The organism is Bacillus sp. PSXD-155 (genome assembly GCF_049310765.1).
Taxonomy (GTDB): domain Bacteria; phylum Bacillota; class Bacilli; order Bacillales; family Bacillaceae_G; genus Bacillus_A; species Bacillus_A cereus.
Map to the genome: position 1 here is coordinate 43,034 of NZ_JBMOWC010000016.1, position 21,655 is coordinate 64,688.

A 21,655-nucleotide genomic window follows, 5' to 3' on the forward strand; every position below is an offset into this window, starting at 1 on the left:
TCTCTCACCTTCTCTTTATAAAAGAATTGTTATAGGTTCTTCTAAATAATGTTTAATTGTGCGTAAAAATGCAGCTGCTGGTGCACCGTCTAGTACACGATGATCGAATGTTAAACTTAAAGGTAACATACTACCTTTTTTTAATTTTTTCCCTTTATATACAGGAACATGTTCAATTGCGCCAATACCTAAAATGCCAGTCTCAGGTGTATTTAATACAGGTGTGAAATATTCAATACCAAAGCTACCTAAATTACTAATTGTAAATGTCGTTCCGTGCATATCATCACTACTTAAGCTACCTGTTCGTGCCTTTTGTGCCACATTCTTAATCTCTTTAGACAACTCTACTAAAGATAAATTATTTGCAAAGCGAATAGCTGGAACGACTAACCCTTTTTCTAATGCGACTGCCATGCCTAAATGCACATGTTCAAATTGATGAATTGCATCATCTATATAAGCGCTGTTCATTTCTTTATGTTCTCCAAGTGCTAATACAACAGCATGCGAGACGAAATCCGTAATAGTTAATTTATTATCATATCTTTTTTGTACAACTTCCGCTATTTCTTTATGTAAAGCAACTAAATCTGTTACATCTACTTTCATCGTTAACGTTAATTGTGCGCTATTTTGTAAGCTTGCGTGCATACGATTTGCGATTGCTTTACGCATACCAGTAACAGGAATCGCTTTACTTTCTTCTCGTTCAGATATTTCCGGAACGTTTACTCTTACCTCAAGTGCTTTTAATACATCTGCCTTTGTAATCCTTCCGCCAGGACCTGTACCAACTAATGCCTTGATATCCAGATTTTCAGACTTTACAATTTTCTTCGCTACAGGTGAAATTTTAATTCTTTGCTTCGATACTTCTTTCCCATTTGCTTCTTGATTTTGTACATTTTGTACTTCTATATTAGATGTTTTTTCTTCTACAACATGTGTGCTTTCCTGCATTTCTACCTTTTCATTCGGTTTACCGATGTAGCAAATTACAGTACCAGGCGGCACTCCTTCATCTTCACTTACAGCTATATCAAGTACCGTACCATCAGCTGGCGCTTCAATTTCCGTTTCAATTTTTTCTGAATTAATACTAGCAATTAGTTCTCCTTTTGCTACATTATCGCCTGCTTTAATATTCCAGCTCGTAATAATACCTTCTTTCATCGCCATACCTAACTTCGGCATTACAACTTCTACAGCCATGTCTCTCTCTCCCTTCTCATCGTTTTATTACACATGTAATAAAGATTGGTCTCCGATCATTTCTGATACAGTTTCAATTACTTTTTCTGGTGTTGGCAAATACAACTTTTCAAGTGGTGGTGAGAACGGAACAGGTGTATGTGGTGCTGTAATTCGTTTAATAGGTGCATCTAACAAATCAAAACCTTTATCCGCTACAATTGCCGCAATATCTGTTGCGATACTACATCTAGGATTCGCTTCGTCAATGACGATAAGACGATTTGTTTTTTCAACAGATGATAAAATAGTATCTTCATCAAGTGGTGATAAAGATCGTGGATCAATTACTTCTACTTCAAGCCCCTTTTTCGATAATTGCTTTGCAGCTGCAAGCGCTGTATGAACTTGCTTTCCGATTGCGACAATTGTTACATCAGAACCTTCCCGTTTAATATCTGCTTTTCCTAATGGAATTGTATAGTATCCTTCTGGCACTTCACCTTTCATATTGTAAAGTGTTTTATCCTCAAAGAAGATTACTGGATCATCATCTTCAATTGCCGCTAATAATAAGCCTTTTGCATCATACGGTGTGGAAGGAACAACAACTTTAATACCTGGTATGCTCGTAAATAATGCGTACAAACTTTGTGAATGTTGAGCTGCTGCACTAAAACCAGCGCCATGCATCGTACGTACTGTAACGGGTACTTTTGCTTTACCTCCAAACATATAACGGAATTTCGCACCTTGGTTTAATACTTGATCAAGACAACTACCGATAAAATCATTAAACATTAACTCAGCTATCGGACGTAATCCAGTTGCAGCAGCTGCCATCGCAGCTCCCATATAACCCGCTTCAGAAATTGGTGTATCCAATATACGATTTCGGCCAAACTCTTGTACAAGTCCTTTCGTAACACCAAGAACACCACCCCAAGCTTCATCATCTTGCAGATGATCAACTTGTGCACCGCCTGCAACATCTTCACCTATTAAAATTACATTTTCATCACGACGCATTGAGATTTTCATCGCTTCATTAATTGCAGTTGACATACTTACTGTTCTAGTCATAATTTTTCACCCTCCTCTTATTTGTAAGAAACGTATACATCTTTTAATAATTCTTCATCGTCTGGGTATGGACTATTTTCACTAAATTCAATGGATCTTTGTACTGCATCATCTACTGCTTTTTCCATATCAACAAGTTCAGATTCCGTTAATAAACCTTCATGAATTAAATGCTTACGGAAATTCACAATTGCATCTTTTTCATTTAAATGTTCTTCTTTTTCTTCTGATGTTTTATATGTTTGTGCTTCACCTTCGAAATGACCATAATTACGATATGTCATACATTCAATAATTGTTGGACCATCACCATTACGTGCACGTTCCACTGCTTCTGCAGCAGCTTTATATACAGCTAGAAGATCTTTTCCATCTACTTGAACACCTGGAATATTATAAGCTTTTGCGCGATCAGCGATAGAATCACAACTTGAAGCATATTCAAATGTAGTTGCTTCACCGTAACCGTTATTTTCTGCAATAAAAATAACTGGTAACTTCCAAATCGCCGCTAAATTAACCCCTTCATGGAATGTTCCTTCATTATTTGCTCCGTCACCGAAGAAGCAAACACTTACATCTTTTGTTCCTTTATATTTAGCTGTTAATGCTGAACCGCAAGCAAGTGGGAAACCCCCGCCTACAATGCCATTCGCACCAAGCATTCCTTTATCTAAATCGGCAATATGCATGGAACCGCCTTTACCTTTACATAATCCTGTCGCTTTCCCGAAAAGTTCAGCCATCATACCATTTAAATCACAACCTTTTGCGATACAATGTCCATGACCTCTATGTGTACTTGTAATACTGTCACTATCCGTTAAGTGGGCACATACACCAACTGCTACCGCTTCTTCACCTGCGTATAAATGAACGAAACCTGGCAAAACGCCTTGCGCGAACAATTCATGCACCTTATCTTCAAACTTACGAATTTCTAACATTTTTTCGTACATCCAACGAGCTTGTTCTTTCGTAATTTCATTCCCTTTACTTTCAGTTGTTTTTAACATGTCCAGCCCTCCTATTTTCTTGTTCGTCTTTTATATTGCAAGTATTGTGCCAATTTCGAATCCTTGTTTTAATAGGTTTTCTCTATCTTTTAACAATAAAAAAGTGGACAAAATGAGACGTTTGTCTCGTTTTGTCCACTTTTGTTCCCTTAATAAGAGAATTGTTACTTTATTCATTATCAAAGCTCTTCTGTAATTTTCGGATGTAAATAATTTGACCAATATGATATGCATTATGAGTTGTTACATTCGCTAGCACTTCCCACCACTTTGCAGAAACAGGAAATCCCACTACATCACTTTCAACCTTTTCTTCATTTATGAGATTTTGCCATTGTAACAGTTTTTCTAGTAGTTTTTCCCGTAATTCATCGAAAGTTTGATTATCTGAGAGCATAAAACTTTTGTTATTATCTCCTATAGCGGGTACTGCATTCACATTTGATTCTTTATACCTAGTTTGCCACGTAGAGTTCCAATACAGTAAATGTTGTACGATTTCAGCTATACTATTACTCTCTTCATTCGGTTTCCAGAAAGCTTCCCTCTCAGATAAATCCTTAACTGCATCTGAAAATGGCATATACCAACTGGGATCATTTGCATTCGCTAATAGCTGATCTGCTAATACAGCTTTTACATGGACCATGTTTCTTCCCTCATTTCATTATCATATTAATATACACTACTCTATATACGCTGATTCCCTATGATCCCCTTTTTTTACATACAAATTGATTTCATACTAAATGTAAGAATAATAGATTTTCTTATCATAACTCGTTATGATAAAAGAAAAAGAAAGCTGGCGGAAAATGAATAAAAAAATCGCAATAATTACAGGAGCCTCAAGTGGATTTGGACTATTAACTACACTCGAACTCGCAAAAAAAGATTATTTAGTTATCGCTACAATGCGAAACCTAGAAAAACAAGGAACCTTACTATCCCAAGTTACTCAACTTAACTTACAGCACAATATAAAAGTTCAACAATTAGATGTAACAGATCAAAATTCTATACATAATTTCCAATTGTTTTTAAAAGAAATTAATAGAATAGATCTCCTTATAAATAACGCAGGATATGCAAATGGGGGCTTTGTAGAAGAAATTCCAGTAGAGGAATACCGTAAACAATTTGAAACGAACATATTTGGAGCTATATCAATTACCCAGCTTGTCTTACCGTATATGAGAAAACAAAGAAGTGGAAAAATCATTAATATAAGCAGCATTAGCGGCCAAGTTGGATTCCCTGGTTTATCTCCTTATGTATCTTCAAAATATGCATTAGAAGGCTGGAGTGAATCGCTTCGCTTAGAATTAAAACCTTTCGGAATAGATGTCGCTTTAATTGAACCTGGTTCTTACAACACAAATATATGGGAGGTTGGTAAACAACTAGCTGAAAACCAATCTGATACAACATCTCCTTACAAAGAATATATGGATAAAATACAAAAACATATTAATAGCGGTAGTGATACATTTGGTAATCCGATAGATGTTGCTAATAAAATCGTTGAAATTGCTGAAAAAAAGCGTACTACTTTACGATATCCTATTGGAAAAGGTGTAAAATTTATGATCTTTACGAAGAAGATTCTTCCTTGGAGATTGTGGGAATACCTTGTTTTGAGAAGCTTTAAGAAGATGTAATAAACTATTTTGAAAGAGGTGCTAATTAAATGTTAGGTTTACCGTATGGGAAAGTGTTTTTAGTGCCGTGGACTGAAGAATGGGAAATTGAGTTTATGAAAGAGAAACAAATCATTGAGGAACAAATTGGCGAACATATTTTAGCGATACACCATATTGGTAGTACTTCTATTCCATATTTAAGTGCAAAGCCAATTATTGATATAGCAATTGAATTAGAAAATTATACGGACGGTATACATTGTATTAAAAAGTTAGAACTACTAAACTATAAATATAGAAAAGAAGTATTACCCGAAAGATACTATTTTAATAAAGGTGAACCAAGAACTCATCAAATTCATATGTATGAACAAGGGAATACATATTTAATAGAACAATTACAATTTCGTGATTACTTAATAGACAATAAAACTGCACGCATGCAGTATGAACAGTTAAAGATTCAACTTTCACAAGCTAATCCTACTGATAAACATAAGTATGCAGAGGATAAAACTAATTTCATTACATCTATATTAACTAAAATAAATGCTTAAATAAACAAGAAACCATTTAGTAGTAAATGGTTTCTTGTTTATTAGTTATTTCATTATTTGTACTATCAAATTTTTATTATACAGCAGGTGGAAAGAAGTAAAATAGTATCGAAGTCATAAAAATAAACGTGAATACCCCAATTACCGAAAATATATATTCTTTCGATTCTTTATCATACTTCCATTCCATCAATGCTCTTAAGATTAACGTCCCACCTAAATAAGTAAAAATGACATAAGCGATATTAACACTCTCAAATTTAAAGATAAATATAAAGCTAGTTATTAAATAAATAAAAAGTAGTCCTATTTCCAATTTTTTATGTAAACTATTTACATGTTTCTTATATCCCCAAAAACCACCCGTGGGCATATTCAATTTTTTTCTTGAAAACTTATCGAGAAAATAGACAGCTATACAAAAAACAATAGTTATAATCCAAAAAGTAGAAGCTCCTATTTTAACCCCTCCTATTATTTCATTTAATTACTTGAAATAAATTGGACTATATTACGGTTATCCCCTTCTAAATAACTTATGATGCCTTCAGGATATGTCGGCTTCTCCTGTAATTCCTCTAGACTTTTCCAAATTAATATAATATCCTCATGCTCTTTATGCCTTATTTCATTTGTAATGATTTTTTCAACAGTCCCCCAATGTATCAATGTACAATGATGACCATTTTCGTTGCCCCACTCAAAAATATGTTCATTTACAATTGCTAACTCTTGAACATCAACTTTCAAATCGTATTCTTCTATTAACTCTCGAATTATTGCTTCTTTTGACGTTTCACCAAATTCAATAGAGCCACCTGGAAAACGATAAAATGATTCATTCTCATCACATTGTACTAGTACTTTTGAATGTTCGTCGTTTACAATCATTACTTCAGCCCGTAAACGTGGTCTTATCATTTTCTCACCCTTTATTTGTATGACCATTCATCACCAATACGTATTATAGAATACATTCAAAATAAAACCTGTAATTATTAGTAACGGAACAATTCCAAACGAAATAATATATTCTTTTGCTTTCCTATCATATTTCCACTGCATATATCCTTGAAAAATGTACAACGTCATAAAAAAGAAAATTGGTATATAAGTCATGTATATTGGATTCAAAATTGAACCTATCATCATAAGTACTACATAAGAAATAATGATAATCCATTGCCCCCATTTATGTGATTGGCTGACATATTTACTATTCCATCCAGTTTGTCTCGGTATATTTAACTTCTTCCTCACAATTTTTTCTAAAAAGAATAAAATTATAATCCATAACAATAAGACAATTAGTTTCAAAAGAAACAGAAAGGCCTCCTCCTTTACCTTTTCTCCGGCTGATCACTCGGATACGTAGCACTCTCTTTATTTTCAACGTCCCAACTAATTATAGTCGCACTATCGCGTCCGAATTGATGATGAACGTGCTCTAATACATGATGAACACTTTCTTCAAGTTTTTTATTATTTCTATTCATATTATTATACAGATTTACTGGCGTTTCATATCGGCGTTCCCCGCATTCTAATACTCCATCTGTCACCATTACAATTCGGTTCTTTGCAGTACGTAATTCACGAATACCTGATGAATAACAAGGAACAGGTAAATCAAATGTGTTTACATTTCCAATCCATTCGTAAAAATGACGTTGATTTAATGCATATTGTCCTAACTTATGTAACTCTTCATGAAATACATACACTAAACAATCACCAATAGAAAGCCACCATATATAATTTTCTTTTCTTACACATAGTAAGCAAGCTGTTTCACCTTGTATTCTTTTGCACTTTTCCTTAAATGAAGATGACTGAAAAATTGTAAGTATATGATTTTCAACATACTGAAATACTTTATCAATTGGTTCATTCAAAATTACGCTTATATTTTCATATTCTTTTTCGATTGTATTTACTACTAAATCAACACTTTCTGCACTATTATGTCCATCTAATATAGCTGCAAATTCCCATTCACCATTTGACCAAACTAATGCACCATCTTCATTCTTTTTCGCTCCAGCACTTATATTCCCGCCATATTTACCAAGTACAATATCACCATATTGCTTAACTGAAATTTCTCCTAAACACATTTCTATATTTCCAACCCATGAATATTGTGTATTATTTGTTGTATGCATACTCATTTACCATATACTTACGTATTCTTTCGCATAGTTTTTTTATTTTCTCTTCATCACCATATGGTGCACCAGTCCATTTCGCTACTTCGGTTGGTGACCAAAATTCTTTTGGTGTATTTGGATAACGTGGAATAATGTGCATATGCATATGTGGTACACCATTTCCTGAAACAAAAGTGTAAATATGCTCTGCACCTTCGCTTTCTTTTAGCGCTTTACTTACTCTACTTGTTATAAGTCCGAACGCTTTCGCTTCTTCATCTGTTAGTTCAGCAAGGCCAGGTACATGTCTTTTTATATCTATCATTACATAACCTAGGTATGTTTCTTCACTATCCCAGTAGACATGTCCAACGTAAACGAGTTCATCTTCGTAAATAGCTCCACCTGGAACTATAATAATTCCTTTATGTTTTTCGCAAATGAAACAGTTTTGTTCTATTTGATTGTTTGTTGACATTATCCATCACCTTCCTTTTCATATATAATAGCACAAAAAAAGGAAAAACAGGTTTCGTATTCCGAATTTTCATTCTTTTGATACAACAATTTTTGAAATGAATTTACATCTCATTATTTCTTCAAAAACGCAATCCCAATTATAATCCCAATCACAATTCCGATTACTAAATTATTTGTAAAGTGCCCTTGAAATACACCGATTACACCCCCTATACCGACACCTATTGCCAAAGCATCATTTCTTTTTTTATTTTTAGCCAAAATTGCATCTCCTCCCATCATTTCTCCCTAAACAACATGCATTCACTTAAATGTATTAATATACGCACTATCTCGCTTGAATCTTTTCAAAAAATGCACTTTAACTTCATATATAATATTTTCCATTTTCTGTACATACTCCTTTTATAATGAAAAAATTTCAAGTAACCATTAAATATATATAGGCATTTACTATAAGAAAGATCCGTAATTTATTGAAGGAGGAACGATTCAAATGCATCCTCATTGGAATCCAAATATAAATCAACAGTATGTTTATTCCCCCATCCTGTAAGGAATACATTGCATCATGATTCACAATATATGATGCAGCGCATCGCAAGTCTTGAAAGTCAGTTAGCTAAATTAATCTCATTAATTGAAGAAAATAATCAATTAATTAAATCCATGGAACAACAGCAAAACCAAGTTTGTGCACCAGCTGGAGGTTCTGTTATCGTTCGTATGTAAACTGGATGCAATAAAAAACACACTTTGTAGTATAAAAGTGTGTTTTTTGGTCATTATTTTCTTTTCGTATGGAACCCTTGTGTAATTCGGTCTAATATAATTGCGATTACTACGATAGCTAATCCAGCTTCAAATCCCATTCCGATATTAACTTGTGTTACCGAGCGATATACATCAACTCCAAGTCCTGGAGCTCCTACAAGTGATGCTGTTACAACCATCGATAATGAAAGCATAATACTTTGGTTCACACCAGCCATAATCGTTCCGGTTGCAAGTGGTAATTGTACTTTAAATAGTTTTTGTGATGCCGTGGATCCAAATGCATTCGCTGCTTCAATTAAATCTTCTGGAACTTGTCTAATTCCTAAGTCAGTAAAACGAATTGTCGGTGGCATTGCAAAGATTACTGATGCAATAATTCCAGGTACTACACCTACTCCGAAAAATGTGATCGCTGGAATAAGGTATACGAATGCAGGCATTGTTTGCATAAAATCTAATGTTGGTTTTAAAAATTTTGAGAAACGTTCATTTTGAGATGCTAATATACCAATTGGAATTCCGACAATAATTGAAATAATAACTGACGTAAGTACGAGTGCTAATGTTTGCATCGTTTGTGCCCAGTAGTTAATATTCAAAATAAATAATAATCCAATAAGCGTAAAAATGACTAAAGATAGTTTTCTCGTTGTGTACCAAATGAGGAAACATAAGATAATAATCATCAATATGGCAGGAATTATTATTAAAAAATTAGTGAGTAAATCAACGAATCCACCAATAATATAAGAGAATCCTCGGAATAAGCCTTCAAAGTGCTCATATAAACTTACAACAAATGAGTCGACCCATTCCCCTAACGGAATACGCGGTATACTATTCATCGTCTTTCACCTCTTCCTCAATGTTTCCTGCAAGAGCTTGAATGACACTTTCACGTTTAATAATTCCTCTTAGCCTTTTCTTCTCATCGATTACTGGTAACGGATATTTCATCTCCGCCATTTTTGCATACGTCTCTTCCAGTAAAGTATCTAAATACACATGCGGAATATCATTAAGTAATAAATCAGCAATCGGCCACTGTTTTTGTACTGCCTTACTCGCATCATCCGCAGTTAATATACCTAAAAACTCATACTTTTTGTTTACAACATATACAGTTGAAACACCAGCATTCCTCATAATTTGAAGGGCTACACGAGGTCCACGATCAATTAATAAAGTTTCTGGTCGTTTTAAAATAGACTCCGCCGTAATTACTTTTCCTAAATTCACGTCCGCAACAAACTTTTCTACAAATTCATTAGCGGGGCTCATCATAATTTCTTCTGGCGTTCCAATTTGAACGATTTCTCCATCTTTCATTAATGCGATACGATCTCCAATTCGAAGCGCTTCATCTAAATCATGCGTAATAAATATAATCGTTTTTTCCATTTTATCTTGCAACTCTAACAATTCATCTTGCATTTCTTTTCGAATAAGTGGATCTAATGCACTGAATGACTCGTCCATTAGTAATACATCTGGATTATTCGTTAGCGCCCTTGCGATTCCAACGCGCTGCTGCATACCGCCACTAAGTTGACTTGGATAATTATCTTTATGATGATCGAGTCCTACTAACTGTAGCGATTCTAACGCTTTTTTCTCTCGCTCTTCAACCGGAACTCCTTGTATTTCTAACCCATATGCAACATTTTGTATAACTGTACGATGCGGAAATAGAGCGAATTTCTGAAATACCATACTCATTTTCGTTCTTCTTACTCTTCGTAACTCTTCTTTTCCCATCGTTGCGATGTCTTCACCATCTATGTATATATGACCTGCAGTTGGTTTAATCAATTGATTTAACATACGAACTAGCGTAGATTTCCCGCTACCAGACAAACCCATAATAACGAAAATTTCTCCAGAGTATACTTCAAACGTTGCTTTTTTCACCCCAACGTTCATTCCTGTCTCTTTTAAAATTTCCGATTTACTTTTTCCTTCTTTTAATAAGGAAAGGGCTCTTTGCGGATGTTTCCCGAATACTTTTGTTACGTTTTCAACACGCACCTTTGTATTATCCATGTCACTACTCCTTTTCTACCCATCTATTCACATAGTGTTGCGATTTTACAAAGAAATATTACATAAAAATGACATTCATAAGATTTCTTTAAAATTCTCGTTTCCGTTCATAATAAGAATGCTTACTTATACATTTATTTTATAAGGCAAACGTTACTTAGGAGGTTTTCAATGCGAAAGAAAATTTGGTTTATATGCCTTGCATTATTTATTACTATGATTTTCACTTCATGTAATGCAACAAATGCAAATTCGAAAGGGAAAATTAAACTTGGTGTAACAAGTTGGAAAGAAAATATTGCAACTGCAAACATGTGGAAAGTTTTATTAGAAGAAAAAGGCTACAAAGTTGAGCTCATGTATTTAGAAAAAGCCGCAATTTGGACTGGTGTTGCTCGTGGCGATGTTGATGCGAATTTAGAAGTATGGCTACCAGTTACAGATAAACCGCTAAACGATCGTTATAAAGATGATATTGTCTTAAAATCAAAATGGTACGAAGGTACTGGACTAGGTTTAGTCGTCCCTTCTTATATGAAAAACATAAACAGTATCGAAGATTTAAATGCTCATAAAGATGAACTAGATAATAAAATTGTCGGTATCGAACCCGGTAGTAGTCTTATGAATTTAACGAATAAAGCAATGAAAGAATATGATATAAAACTAAAACTTGTCCAATCCTCTGAAGCTGCGATGATGAGTGAACTAAAGAAAGCATATACAAAAAAGAAACCAATCGCTGTTACGCTTTGGAATCCGCATTGGGGTTTTTCAGAATTTGACTTGAAATATTTAAAAGACCCTAAGAAAGTATATGGTGAAAAAGATGACATTTATTACTCCGTTCGTAAAGGTTTCGAAAAAGATCACCCAGATGTTATAAAATACTTTGATAAATGGAAAATGAACGATGAACAGCTCGGTACTTTAATGGTCATGTTAAATAAAACAAAAGATCCTGAAGAAGCTGCGCGAAAATGGATTAAAAAAAATCAAGCATTAGTTGATGAATGGGTAAAGGATTAATAAAAAGGCTAGAGAATTAATATATCCTCTAGCCTTTTTCATCTTATTTTTTCGTAACAACATCATCTACAATCCCATATTCCTTCGCTTCTTCTGCAGTCATAAAATAATCTCTTTCTGTATCATGTGCTACTCTTTCAATCGGTTGGCCTGTTTTTTCTGCAATCATTTTATTAATATCATGCTTTAACTTTAATATTCTTTTCGCAGTTATTTCAATTTCTGTTGCTTGCCCTTGTGCACCACCAAGCGGCTGATGAATCATAATTTCACTGTTAGGGAGCGCAAACCGTTTTCCTTTTGCTCCAGATAATAATAGCAATGCACCAAATGATGCCGCAAAGCCCATGCACAGCGTTTGCACATCTGGTTTAATTAAATTCATCGTATCTAATATTGCAAAACCTGCTGTCGTTGAACCGCCGGGGCTATTGATGTATAAGAATATATCTTTCTCTGCATCTTCTGCTTCTAAAAATAATAATTGAGCTACGACACTACTCGCTACTTGATCATTAATTTCTGAACCGATAATAATAATGCGGTCTTTTAATAACCTTGAATATATATCATAGGAACGTTCTCCTAATTTTGTTTGTTCTACTACATATGGAATTGCATTCATTTTAAATCCCTCCAATACTTGTTATGCTGCGCAAAGCATACAACTGTAGGAAGAAGGTTGTTTCACATTAAATAATAAGACTGGCTGTTTAGATGGTAACTTAGTAAAATCTATTGAGGGAAGCAGTTTCGTTAATAATTCCGGTCTCTCTTCTCGAATAGACGTTACTACAACTTCCATATCATCTGTGAATTCGACTATCTCGACCCCTTCTTCACTTACAGTTTTCAGCCTATTTCTACTCCGGAATAAAGAAGCTTTCACTGCACCTTCTGATACAGAACACACTTTAGCAATATCAGCGATACTATATTGAAAAACATCTTTTAATAATAAAATTGCGGATTGCTGTACATTTAATGAAGACAATACTTTCCCTACCATTTCATGCAAATCTGCAATGTTCTCATGTGGTTCTTCAAAAGTGATTTGTTCTCTTATTTTTTCATGAACAGACTTAGACTTCATCTGATCTAACCAACGATTTCTTGCTATTTTATAGACGAGTGTCATACAAATATCTTTATTTCTATATTTTTGAAGCACTTTACACACTGTTTCTTGGGCGAGATCTTCCCCATCCCATTTGTTTTTCGTTAAAAAAGTACAGTATCTTTTTAACTCTCCATATTGTTCAATTAAAAAGTTTATATTTGAATGATTCATATCGATACGGTTCTTTAAAACATGAGTTACTTTTGTGCACAAAATAACCACTCCTTTTCAGCGCTTACTTAATAAACGATTCAACATTAAAAAAAGTTACGGGGATATAAAAAAATAATGTTTATGTTCAATAATTCGCGGTCATAAATATGTTATGTACAATTTTACGTGAGGAGGAACAAATTTGCCAAAATTAACAATTGAAGGTGCGGGAACATTTGATGTAAAAGAAGGAACGAAGTTAGTATTAGCAATTGAAGATAGCGGTGTCAACATTCTTCATCGTTGCGGCGGGAATGCACGTTGCACAACTTGTAGAGTAGAAATACTAGCAGGTGATTTCTGTGAAGCGAGTGCGAATGAGAAACATGCAATGACGGAAAAAGGGATTGAAGATCATTTACGATTATCTTGTCAAATGCGTGTACATAAAGATATAGTCGTTCGTCCGGTACTTACAGTTGAAAATTCAGGTCTTGATGCTGGACCGCGTCCGGCGGAGTAAAGCGATGAATTTAAAACAGCTCGCTGGCGAATATGCCGCTAACTTTGTAAATGATGGCATGAAGATTGGGCTTGGTACAGGTTCTACTGTATATTGGACAATACAAAAATTAGGTGAGCGTGTAAAAGAAGGATTATCATTTCAAGCTGTACCGACATCAAAGGAAACTGAAGCATTAGCACATCAACTAAATATCCCCCTAATTTCGTTAAACGACGTACAAAGTCTTGATCTTACAATTGATGGAGCGGATGAAATTGATTCAAATTTACAACTTATAAAAGGCGGTGGCGGTGCATTACTTCGTGAAAAAATCGTTGCCTCTTCCTCTAAAGAACTAATTATCATTGCTGATGAATCGAAACTTGTAACACATTTAGGTACTTTTCCATTACCTATTGAAATCATCCCTTTTTCATGGAAACAAACCGAAAATAAAATTCAGTCTTTAGGATGTCAAACAACATTACGTTTGAAAAATAATGAAACCTATATAACCGATAACAATAACATGATTATCGATTGTATATTCCCTAATCATATTTCTAATCCTGCCCATTTACACACTCAATTAAAAATGATTACTGGTGTAGTTGAAACAGGGTTGTTTATAAGTATGACGAGTAAAGTAATTATCGGCGCTAAAAATGGGATAAAGGAATTGTAATAAAAGCTAACTTTTTAAAGTTGGCTTTTTAGTATGTTCTTCTCTTTATAGCGCATTATTATGATATACTATGAAAACACAAGCTGATTACATTAGAAAGGACTGAACATTTTGCAATCCAAACTTATAACAGAACTTACTGATTTAGAAACTGCCTTTCATATTCGAAAAGAAGTATTTGTAAAAGAACAAGGTGTCCCTCTTGCAGATGAATTCGATACATTCGATGAAATCGGAGAGCAATGTAAACATATTTTAGTTTATTATAATGAGCTTCCTGTAGGTACAGGGCGTATACGATTTGTTGATGGCGTCGGAAAATTAGAACGTATTTGCATTTTAAAAGATTATCGTACATACGGATTAGGTAAAGTCATCATTCAAACGTTAGAAGAAATTGCTCGTAACGAACAAGCTACAAAAGTGAAACTACACGGGCAAACACAAGCTGAAGGATTTTATAAAAAATTAGGTTATGAAACTTCTTCTGATATATTTATGGAAGATGGCATTCCGCATATACTTATGACGAAAATGTTATCATAATAAAAAGGGTAGTGTATGAATCTTATGTATTCATACACTACCCTTTATTATTAATAGAAAAGTGAATTCTCAAGATTCTCTTTTGAAATCAAAGCCCATCATCTCTTAGTTCATATCTAGGTAAAGCTTACACTGTTTTCCATAATGATAATGCATAAATCCAGTTCGGATCACCATTTCCTTGATAACTCTGGACTGCTTCATATACTTTTCCTTCGTGTAGAACTCTATCTCCCTTTTTATATGCTTTTTTTGCATCCCACGCTTCATATGAAGCGCTTTCGGTTTTTGTAGTAATTGTGAATATATCACTCTGTACGGATTCATTTCCAGCTACATCAACAGCTTTTACTACATATTTATAAGTAGTATTAGCGAGCAGATTTTTATCCATATAAGAAGTTGTATTGGATGTTGCAATCTTTTTCATTGATCCTTCTGTTTCTCTATAAATATCGTAATGGTCTACACCAATATTATCGTCAGATGGACTCCACATTAAATCCACACTTGACGCTGTCGTTCCCATACTATGTAATCCTTTTGGTTGTGTTGGTGGTTCTGTATCAGGAATCTCAACTGTTGTTTTTACTGTAAGCGCTGTACTTTCCTTCGATACATTGCCAGCTGCGTCAATTGCTTTTACAGTATAAGAGTATTCTGTGCTTGGTTGTAATTTCTTATCAATAAAATGAGTGCCTATTACTGTATCAATCATCTCTCCGTTACGGAAGATTTGATATCCTTTTACCCCTACATTATCCGTAGAAGCGTTCCATGTTAGTTCTACACTATTTGCTGTTACTTTTTGCGTCTGAAGTCCATTTGGAATACTTGGCGCTTCTATGTCTGGTTTCACATCATTAATAAGATTAACATCAATTACATTATAGAATGCATTTGCTGTATCAGCTACATCCCATACTGCTAAAATCACATGATATCCACTACGATCAGTAGGTACATTGATTTTATGAGTTAAATTATTTGAAGCTGCAGAACCATCATGTTGTACAGTTCCAATTGGTTCAAAATCTGCTCTTGTTAGCGCTTTATTTGGATTCCATCCTTTTTTAGTAATATAGTAATGCCACTTACTCGTTAAGTGAGGCGCAGTATACTTCCAAGTAAATGTATTTTCCCCACCAGTGATTGTATTTTTAAACCAACGATTTGCTGTTTGTTGATCTAAAATACCACCAAATTTTCCGCCTGCTGAAGCAATTTGTCCATCTACTGGACCACTTTGTGGGAACCCTTTTGGAGCTTCTAAACTTTGTGGTTCATACATAACACTTCCACAGTTTACATTTAGCGCACCATAAGTTGAACTACATAAAGCGGATCGGCTACCGGGCTTTTCAACAAAACCGTGCGCATAAGCATTTTGAGGAATAAGTGTCGTACTAATAATTCCAGCTGTTAATGCTACAGCTCCTAAACTTTTTTTGTTCATTTTCATATTTTGTAGTTGTTTTAAAAATCGATTATTCATGCTCATGTCTCCTTCTTGTTATACTTTGTAGTGGAATGTGGGCTTTGATGTAAAAGAATAACAAGAGACAAACTTGTACCGATGTATGTGTTAATTATGCATACACCGCAGTGAAATTATATTTTTCTTGTGAAATATTTCACTTTATGAATATATCATGACATAGAAATTACCTGAGTATGTGCAGAAGTTGTGCAGAAATAGTGAAATTATTACTAACATGTAAAACTAAGTCCTAACATTTTAAAATACAATTTGAATATATTTATCTATCATCTTTACTTCATAATTAACAATACATTTAACTGGTTAACTTTTATTCTTATACTTATATCTCTCAGTGCCTTAGTTTTAACCATACTAGATATTAAAAATAAGAATTATAAAGTTAAATAAAAAGCATCCTATTTAGATGCTTTTCTAATGTATAATTTCATTTTTTTCACTGACCTACAAATATAAAAATTTCATCAACAGCTTCCTTATATCCACCTGATTTTTGGAAAGATTCCTTCAAATTCAAAGCAACTTCTTTAAATGACGGATTATTTAATACCATTTCTACACTTTCACTTAGTTGATCCGCAGTTAATCCTTGCATTTGTAATTTTATTCCTGCTCCAAGACTCTCCACTTGCTTTGCGACTACTGGCTGATCTGCACTTTGCGGTATTACAACGAGCGGAACCCCGTTATACAGTCCTTCATGCGCACTGTTCATCCCGCCGTGTGTAATAAATAGTTTCGTATATGTAAGCAGCTCAGTTTGGGGTACATAGTTTTTCACAATGAAGTTTTTAGGGATTTCGCCTAGATCACTTATTTTTGTTTTATTACCAATAGACATAACAATTGTATGCTCACTATTCTCAAAGGCCTTCATACACAGTTTATAAAAGTCAATCGCTTCATTAAAAACAGTACCTAATGAAATATAAATCGGACTTTTTTCTTCAATTGAAGTAAAATAAACGTCTCTGTTTTTCATTTGTGCAGAGATAGATGGTCCTACAAATTTATATGTTTCATCAAACGTATCACCAAAAGGCTGGAACTCCTTAATTGTATACACAATAGTAAGGGGTGCAGGATTACAGAAAACTTCATACGATGATTTTATTTCAACACCATATTTTTCAGCAATTCCCTTCGTTAAGTTTTGAAAATCATTCTGTATTTTATCATGAATTTCTACTGGGATATTTTTTGACAGATGACCTAACATTTGCTCAAAAGATTTTTCATCCTGCGCAAAAGATGTACATGAATTTATGGATGGCAATTTAAGAATTTGAGCAATTAAGTGCCCACAGCCAAACATAGAATCATGAATTATGTAATCAAAATGTTCACCTTCAATTTGTTCTAGAACACTAGGTATAACAACATCTGCTGTATGTAGAAGAGCGTTTATTCTTTCCTGTAAATAATTTCTGCCTCCAGATAGAAACGCTTTTATAAATTTTTGATCGTCAATCGTTCGTACAGTAGCACCTGTCTTCTCAATTCGTTCCCTAAAAGCTTCTATTGAAAAATAAACGACCTCTTCACCGCGAGAAATCAACTCTTCTACAACTGGCAAAGTTGGATTTATATGTCCTTCTGATCCAGCGTTAATAAATAAAACACGCGCCATTATAAACACTCCTTACGTTAAATCATTCCTATGTTGGCAAGAGTATAGATCCCCTTCGTATCATATTCCTGCTAAATTGACCTAGCAAGTCTAAAACCGAGATCTTCTATATGAAATGTAGGATGGCTTCGGCGACGACAAGTAGCGCCGCAACCTCTCGCTGCTTCAGCCCAACTACCTCCACGAAAAATGCGGTATGTTCCGTATACTTTTTCATCATACAAATCATAGCACCATTCCCAAACGTTCCCTAACATATCATAGAGTCCCCATGCATTCGGTTCCTTTTGGCCAACGTCATGAATATGTCCATTTGAATTTTCATTATACCATGCTATATCATGAAGTTTCCCGTATGTATATCCGGTTGTACCTGCTTTACATGCATATTGCCACTCTGCCTCAGATGGCAATCGGTAGCCATTTGAATCTAACTTACATCTAACAATTTGACCACCATCACTAATAGAATAATATTCTTTTAATCCCGCTTTTTTTGAAAGTACATTACAAAACGCAATGGCATCGTTCCATGAAATATTTACAACTGGTTTATGATTATTTTCAAAATTATTTAATGTACTATTTGTAATAGCATCATATAGTTCCGTTGTTACAGCATACTTTGCAAGAAGAAATGGTTGAATTTGTACTAGCCATTCTTTTTTTATTCGATCATCTCTTAATACTACCTCTCCAGCTGGAATATTGACCATTAATGAATCGATTAGTTGAATTAAATCGTTAGTCATTTTCTATTCCTCCAAACGTTCATTTTATATGAACTTATAGTCATATACTCATTACAAAATACAATTTTCAAAATGCGTTAAATTTTTCATAATAAAAAACGATTAGTTTTATTAAACTAATCGGTAAGATCTACAAAGAATTGTTTTGTTACATTCTATTATTATATGTGCTCTAAAAATTTCCGAACCTCATTTGGAGATTTTAAAACAATAACCTTTTTCTCTTCGGGAAATTGCTCTAACCCTTTTAAAATTGTAGGTCGTTTAGCATTAGGATATTCCCATATCCATTTAAAAAATTGCAAATCAAATCTTTCTTCACATCCCGCGCCCATATCTGGTCTTGTTTTATTTCGGTATTTTACAATTCTTTTAAAAGCCCTATAAACACAAATTGTTCTATGAATATCAAGGAAGATAATTGTATCAGCTGCATTCAGTCTTATACCCATCGTCCCGCCATAATTCCCATCAATAATCCATTTCTCATCTTTAATTAAGTTATTTTGAACTGTTATTTGTTCTTCTCTCGGAACACCTTCCCAATTCGGGTTCCAAAATAATGCATCAAGATGATGCACCTTAATATTTAATTTATTCCCTAACTGCCTTGCTAATGTAGATTTTCCTGAACCACCAGAACCAATTAATATTATTTTTTTCATACCTTTACGATACCTTCTATAATTTCTTCAATATCTTCCTTCTTAGCAAAAATCCAGAAGAACATTTCTTCATTTAACTTTAATAAATCTGGTAACTGGACAAAATAAGCAATAAAGATAATTTGAATTGAAAGCATAACATACCAAATAGCTTTTAGTTCTTCTTTCGTTAAATCATTTTGTTTATAATAACCTTCAAAGACTTTGCTAACGATATGTAACCATTTTTCTCTTAATCTTTCATCACTAAATAGCTCGCTTAATACACTTGTACAGCAATAACATAAATCAAATATTTTTACATTATTTTCTAAAATCTCGAAATCTATAAACCCTTCCAGTTTATCATCTTTAAAGATTACATTTGATAGATGCATATCACGATGAATAATTTGTCTCGGTAATGGATGGACCGTTTCCTTGAAAGCTGTGTGCATTCGCTCCATCTTTTGAATTACCTCTCGATGAGCATGCTCGTTCTTTTCTAAAATCGGTATAGCCCATTCAAATACTATCTTATATAAATCTCTTTTTATTAACTCATGGTCACTATTCACCGAATGTAATGCTTTGTGCAGATTAGCTATTTCTTCTCCAATTGTACTTGCTAGCCTTTCCAGCTTATTCGTATCTTTTATTTCTAAAACACTTCCGGCAACATACTCATATAAGCAATAATATTTTTCTTTATATAATACATATTGTTCATCATTTTCTGTCTTTACTACTTTCTGTACTTTAATTCCCTTTTCATACAGTTGCTTCAAAACATCGAATTCAACTAGAAGTTGCTTTATCGATCCCGTTCTCTTTAAAATGTACTCTTTATTCTTGCATAAAACCTTCGCTACTTTTGGTTGCATTACAGTAGCTGTGACATGTTCATTTTGAAACCAAAACTTTGCAATTTCCAGTGCTTGTTCCATTTACAAATACCCCTTTTGCAATTCTTATTTCTTCCGAAAAATAACCTCACACAGTATTCCCACTCCAACACCAATTGTATATGCCACTAAATCACTCCACAAAAAACCATATCCCAACACAAGTCCACCTAAAGTCGTTGCACGAATGCTGTCTATCCAATTTGCATGATACAATTGGCTCACTTCAATCCCATAGCAAAACATTAAACTAATAAAAGCCAACTTCTTCGTCTCTGTTTTAGGAAACAAAAATCCAAAGCCAGTAAAAATCATTAATACCCATAAAGCATCACCTAAATAATCATTTAATAGATGTGGTAGTGCAAAAGCAAACTTTCTTGAGCTAAGACCTAAAATAATAATAACTATAGTAAATAGTGCATATACTACTCTATTTCGTTTCGTATTCATTTTAAAGTCCCCTAATATGTAATGTAAAACTGTAAATAGCTAGTAAAACAAAGTTATTTTACTAGCTATTTATTAGTTGCTTTAATGATAAGAAAATGTGGATTCGTATTTAGATAATAATATGATTTTTCGTCTACTTCTTTCATTTTTTCAATTGCCTTCGGTTCTACTATCTCTTCTAATACAAAATAATTTGTAGTTTCATTTAGTATGTCTTGTAATGATCTTCTAAAAAACTTGACTTCAATAGTAATATTCGGTTTAACCCAAGTATCTATTAATAACTGTTTTTCAAAATAATTTTCACATGGAAACTTTGTGAAATCCATAAAAGGATGATGAATAGAATAAATAAGTTCCCCACCTGGCTTCAATACACGACGAAATTCTTGAAATACTTGATTCCAATTTTCTAAGTAATGAAGAGTTAACGAACTTACAATCACATCATACGTATTATCTTCAAATGGCAATGTTTCTTGCAGATCATGACAAAGGAACATTGCTTCTTCTCCTATATTTTCTTTTGCTGCTTTTACCATTTCAGGACTTACATCAATTGCTGTAACATTTGCTCCTCTTCCTATGAATTGAGAAGTATACCATCCAGCTGCACATCCAGCATCTAATATCTTTTTTCCTTCTAGTTCCCTTGGAATAAGCTCCATCATCGCCGGTCTTTCATAATAACTGTTATATGGATTTGCAAAATCTAGATTTTCTTTATATGTACTCGCTAATTTATCATACGTATCTTTAATCGAATCTTTCATTACACACACTCCTAAT

At 33.8% G+C, this 21,655-nt stretch carries 28 protein-coding genes and 1 pseudogene; 7 read left to right on the forward strand and 22 right to left on the reverse strand.

The window, feature by feature from the left end:
• Positions 1–15: 15 nt before the first annotated feature.
• The 5 genes from ACO6VI_RS18285 to ACO6VI_RS18305 are packed head-to-tail and all read right to left on the reverse strand — an operon-like array spanning position 16 to position 3,942.
• The gene (locus ACO6VI_RS18285) at positions 16–1,215 is read right to left on the reverse strand and encodes a dihydrolipoamide acetyltransferase family protein (RefSeq protein WP_422423784.1); all 1,200 of its coding nucleotides are present in this window, start codon (positions 1,213–1,215) and stop codon (positions 16–18) included.
• 27 nt (positions 1,216–1,242) lie between these two features.
• Positions 1,243–2,277 (reverse strand): acetoin:2,6-dichlorophenolindophenol oxidoreductase subunit beta, encoded by a 1,035-nt coding sequence (acoB, locus tag ACO6VI_RS18290; RefSeq protein ID WP_000198898.1) that lies wholly within the window; start codon positions 2,275–2,277, stop codon positions 1,243–1,245.
• Positions 2,278–2,294: 17 nt separating this feature from the next.
• On the reverse strand, positions 2,295–3,293 hold the full coding sequence (gene acoA, locus ACO6VI_RS18295) for an acetoin:2,6-dichlorophenolindophenol oxidoreductase subunit alpha (RefSeq protein ID WP_000921275.1): 999 nt from the start codon (positions 3,291–3,293) through the stop codon (positions 2,295–2,297).
• A 30-nt stretch (positions 3,294–3,323) separates the two neighbouring features.
• Positions 3,324–3,470: a hypothetical protein gene (locus ACO6VI_RS18300; RefSeq protein ID WP_162900592.1), complete on the reverse strand. Its 147-nt coding sequence runs from the start codon at positions 3,468–3,470 to the stop codon at positions 3,324–3,326.
• A complete protein-coding gene (locus ACO6VI_RS18305) occupies positions 3,463–3,942 on the reverse strand; it encodes a DinB family protein (RefSeq protein ID WP_000233778.1) in 480 nt (159 codons plus the stop codon). The genes ACO6VI_RS18300 and ACO6VI_RS18305 overlap by 8 nt, the downstream gene beginning before the upstream one ends.
• Before the next feature lie 166 nt (positions 3,943–4,108).
• Between ACO6VI_RS18305 and ACO6VI_RS18310 the strand changes: the two genes are divergently transcribed.
• The gene (locus ACO6VI_RS18310; RefSeq protein ID WP_063547508.1) at positions 4,109–4,954 is read left to right on the forward strand and encodes an oxidoreductase; all 846 of its coding nucleotides are present in this window, start codon (positions 4,109–4,111) and stop codon (positions 4,952–4,954) included.
• A gap of 29 nt (positions 4,955–4,983) precedes the next feature.
• On the forward strand, positions 4,984–5,493 hold the full coding sequence (locus tag ACO6VI_RS18315; protein WP_000901208.1) for a GrpB family protein: 510 nt from the start codon (positions 4,984–4,986) through the stop codon (positions 5,491–5,493).
• 76 nt (positions 5,494–5,569) lie between these two features.
• Here ACO6VI_RS18315 and ACO6VI_RS18320 read toward each other — a convergent pair whose 3' ends face one another.
• The 6 genes from ACO6VI_RS18320 to ACO6VI_RS18345 all read right to left on the reverse strand — a co-directional run bounded on the left by ACO6VI_RS18320 (position 5,570) and on the right by ACO6VI_RS18345 (position 8,402).
• Complete coding sequence (locus ACO6VI_RS18320; protein ID WP_063547511.1) at positions 5,570–5,953, reverse strand: DUF4181 domain-containing protein; 384 nt, start codon at positions 5,951–5,953, stop codon at positions 5,570–5,572.
• A 23-nt stretch (positions 5,954–5,976) separates the two neighbouring features.
• Positions 5,977–6,414 (reverse strand): NUDIX domain-containing protein, encoded by a 438-nt coding sequence (locus ACO6VI_RS18325; protein WP_000620919.1) that lies wholly within the window; start codon positions 6,412–6,414, stop codon positions 5,977–5,979.
• 30 nt (positions 6,415–6,444) lie between these two features.
• Positions 6,445–6,810 carry a DUF4181 domain-containing protein gene (locus tag ACO6VI_RS18330; protein ID WP_000767735.1) on the reverse strand — a complete coding sequence of 122 codons (366 nt, stop codon included), beginning with the start codon at positions 6,808–6,810 and terminating at the stop codon, positions 6,445–6,447.
• Between the two features lie 23 nt (positions 6,811–6,833).
• Entirely contained in the window at positions 6,834–7,658 is an 825-nt protein-coding gene (locus ACO6VI_RS18335; protein ID WP_422423788.1) for a PP2C family serine/threonine-protein phosphatase, read from the reverse strand.
• Positions 7,642–8,121 (reverse strand): HIT family protein, encoded by a 480-nt coding sequence (locus ACO6VI_RS18340; RefSeq protein WP_023522158.1) that lies wholly within the window; start codon positions 8,119–8,121, stop codon positions 7,642–7,644. Before ACO6VI_RS18340 ends, ACO6VI_RS18335 begins: the two co-directional genes overlap by 17 nt.
• 113 nt (positions 8,122–8,234) lie before the next feature.
• Complete coding sequence (locus tag ACO6VI_RS18345) at positions 8,235–8,402, reverse strand: septum formation initiator (protein WP_140157184.1); 168 nt, start codon at positions 8,400–8,402, stop codon at positions 8,235–8,237.
• 217 nt (positions 8,403–8,619) lie between these two features.
• Here ACO6VI_RS18345 and ACO6VI_RS18350 point away from each other — a divergent pair.
• Positions 8,620–8,855: pseudogene (locus ACO6VI_RS18350) on the forward strand (hypothetical protein).
• A gap of 53 nt (positions 8,856–8,908) precedes the next feature.
• Here ACO6VI_RS18350 and ACO6VI_RS18355 read toward each other — a convergent pair.
• On the reverse strand, positions 8,909–9,745 hold the full coding sequence (locus tag ACO6VI_RS18355) for an ABC transporter permease (protein ID WP_001084773.1): 837 nt from the start codon (positions 9,743–9,745) through the stop codon (positions 8,909–8,911).
• Positions 9,738–10,943, reverse strand: coding sequence for a quaternary amine ABC transporter ATP-binding protein (locus ACO6VI_RS18360; protein ID WP_000370606.1), 1,206 nt, complete (start codon positions 10,941–10,943; stop codon positions 9,738–9,740). The genes ACO6VI_RS18355 and ACO6VI_RS18360 overlap by 8 nt, the downstream gene beginning before the upstream one ends.
• A gap of 171 nt (positions 10,944–11,114) precedes the next feature.
• Between ACO6VI_RS18360 and ACO6VI_RS18365 the strand changes: the two genes are divergently transcribed.
• On the forward strand, positions 11,115–11,972 hold the full coding sequence (locus ACO6VI_RS18365; RefSeq protein ID WP_001227615.1) for a glycine betaine ABC transporter substrate-binding protein: 858 nt from the start codon (positions 11,115–11,117) through the stop codon (positions 11,970–11,972).
• Between the two features lie 43 nt (positions 11,973–12,015).
• Here the strand turns inward: ACO6VI_RS18365 and clpP are convergent, their stop codons facing one another.
• Positions 12,016–12,597, reverse strand: coding sequence for an ATP-dependent Clp endopeptidase proteolytic subunit ClpP (gene clpP / locus ACO6VI_RS18370; protein WP_000991612.1), 582 nt, complete (start codon positions 12,595–12,597; stop codon positions 12,016–12,018).
• A gap of 21 nt (positions 12,598–12,618) precedes the next feature.
• Positions 12,619–13,305 carry an RNA polymerase subunit sigma-70 gene (locus ACO6VI_RS18375; RefSeq protein ID WP_000337521.1) on the reverse strand — a complete coding sequence of 229 codons (687 nt, stop codon included), beginning with the start codon at positions 13,303–13,305 and terminating at the stop codon, positions 12,619–12,621.
• Positions 13,306–13,447: 142 nt separating this feature from the next.
• On the opposite strand from ACO6VI_RS18375, the gene ACO6VI_RS18380 reads away from it, so the two are divergent.
• The 3 genes from ACO6VI_RS18380 to ACO6VI_RS18390 all read left to right on the forward strand — a co-directional run bounded on the left by ACO6VI_RS18380 (position 13,448) and on the right by ACO6VI_RS18390 (position 14,981).
• Positions 13,448–13,768: a 2Fe-2S iron-sulfur cluster-binding protein gene (locus ACO6VI_RS18380; RefSeq protein WP_001125388.1), complete on the forward strand. Its 321-nt coding sequence runs from the start codon at positions 13,448–13,450 to the stop codon at positions 13,766–13,768.
• 4 nt (positions 13,769–13,772) lie between these two features.
• Positions 13,773–14,435 carry a ribose 5-phosphate isomerase A gene (gene rpiA / locus ACO6VI_RS18385; protein ID WP_001049982.1) on the forward strand — a complete coding sequence of 221 codons (663 nt, stop codon included), beginning with the start codon at positions 13,773–13,775 and terminating at the stop codon, positions 14,433–14,435.
• A 111-nt stretch (positions 14,436–14,546) separates the two neighbouring features.
• Positions 14,547–14,981 (forward strand): GNAT family N-acetyltransferase, encoded by a 435-nt coding sequence (locus ACO6VI_RS18390; protein ID WP_043935622.1) that lies wholly within the window; start codon positions 14,547–14,549, stop codon positions 14,979–14,981.
• Positions 14,982–15,108: 127 nt separating this feature from the next.
• Here ACO6VI_RS18390 and ACO6VI_RS18395 read toward each other — a convergent pair whose 3' ends face one another.
• The 7 genes from ACO6VI_RS18395 to ACO6VI_RS18425 form a co-directional block, all read right to left on the reverse strand.
• A complete protein-coding gene (locus ACO6VI_RS18395) occupies positions 15,109–16,476 on the reverse strand; it encodes a lytic polysaccharide monooxygenase (RefSeq protein WP_088020228.1) in 1,368 nt (455 codons plus the stop codon).
• A gap of 442 nt (positions 16,477–16,918) precedes the next feature.
• Positions 16,919–18,112, reverse strand: a complete 1,194-nt coding sequence (locus ACO6VI_RS18400; protein ID WP_063547513.1) for a macrolide family glycosyltransferase — start codon at positions 18,110–18,112, stop codon at positions 16,919–16,921.
• Between the two features lie 71 nt (positions 18,113–18,183).
• On the reverse strand, positions 18,184–18,864 hold the full coding sequence (locus ACO6VI_RS18405; RefSeq protein WP_063547515.1) for a formylglycine-generating enzyme family protein: 681 nt from the start codon (positions 18,862–18,864) through the stop codon (positions 18,184–18,186).
• Between the two features lie 161 nt (positions 18,865–19,025).
• Complete coding sequence (locus ACO6VI_RS18410; protein ID WP_422423796.1) at positions 19,026–19,529, reverse strand: DNA topology modulation protein; 504 nt, start codon at positions 19,527–19,529, stop codon at positions 19,026–19,028.
• On the reverse strand, positions 19,526–20,455 hold the full coding sequence (locus ACO6VI_RS18415) for a phosphotransferase enzyme family protein (protein ID WP_086388224.1): 930 nt from the start codon (positions 20,453–20,455) through the stop codon (positions 19,526–19,528). The genes ACO6VI_RS18410 and ACO6VI_RS18415 overlap by 4 nt, the downstream gene beginning before the upstream one ends.
• Before the next feature lie 24 nt (positions 20,456–20,479).
• Positions 20,480–20,866, reverse strand: a complete 387-nt coding sequence (locus ACO6VI_RS18420; RefSeq protein WP_161519856.1) for a DUF2809 domain-containing protein — start codon at positions 20,864–20,866, stop codon at positions 20,480–20,482.
• A gap of 65 nt (positions 20,867–20,931) precedes the next feature.
• A complete protein-coding gene (locus ACO6VI_RS18425; protein ID WP_161519855.1) occupies positions 20,932–21,639 on the reverse strand; it encodes a class I SAM-dependent methyltransferase in 708 nt (235 codons plus the stop codon).
• Positions 21,640–21,655: the final 16 nt, after the last annotated feature.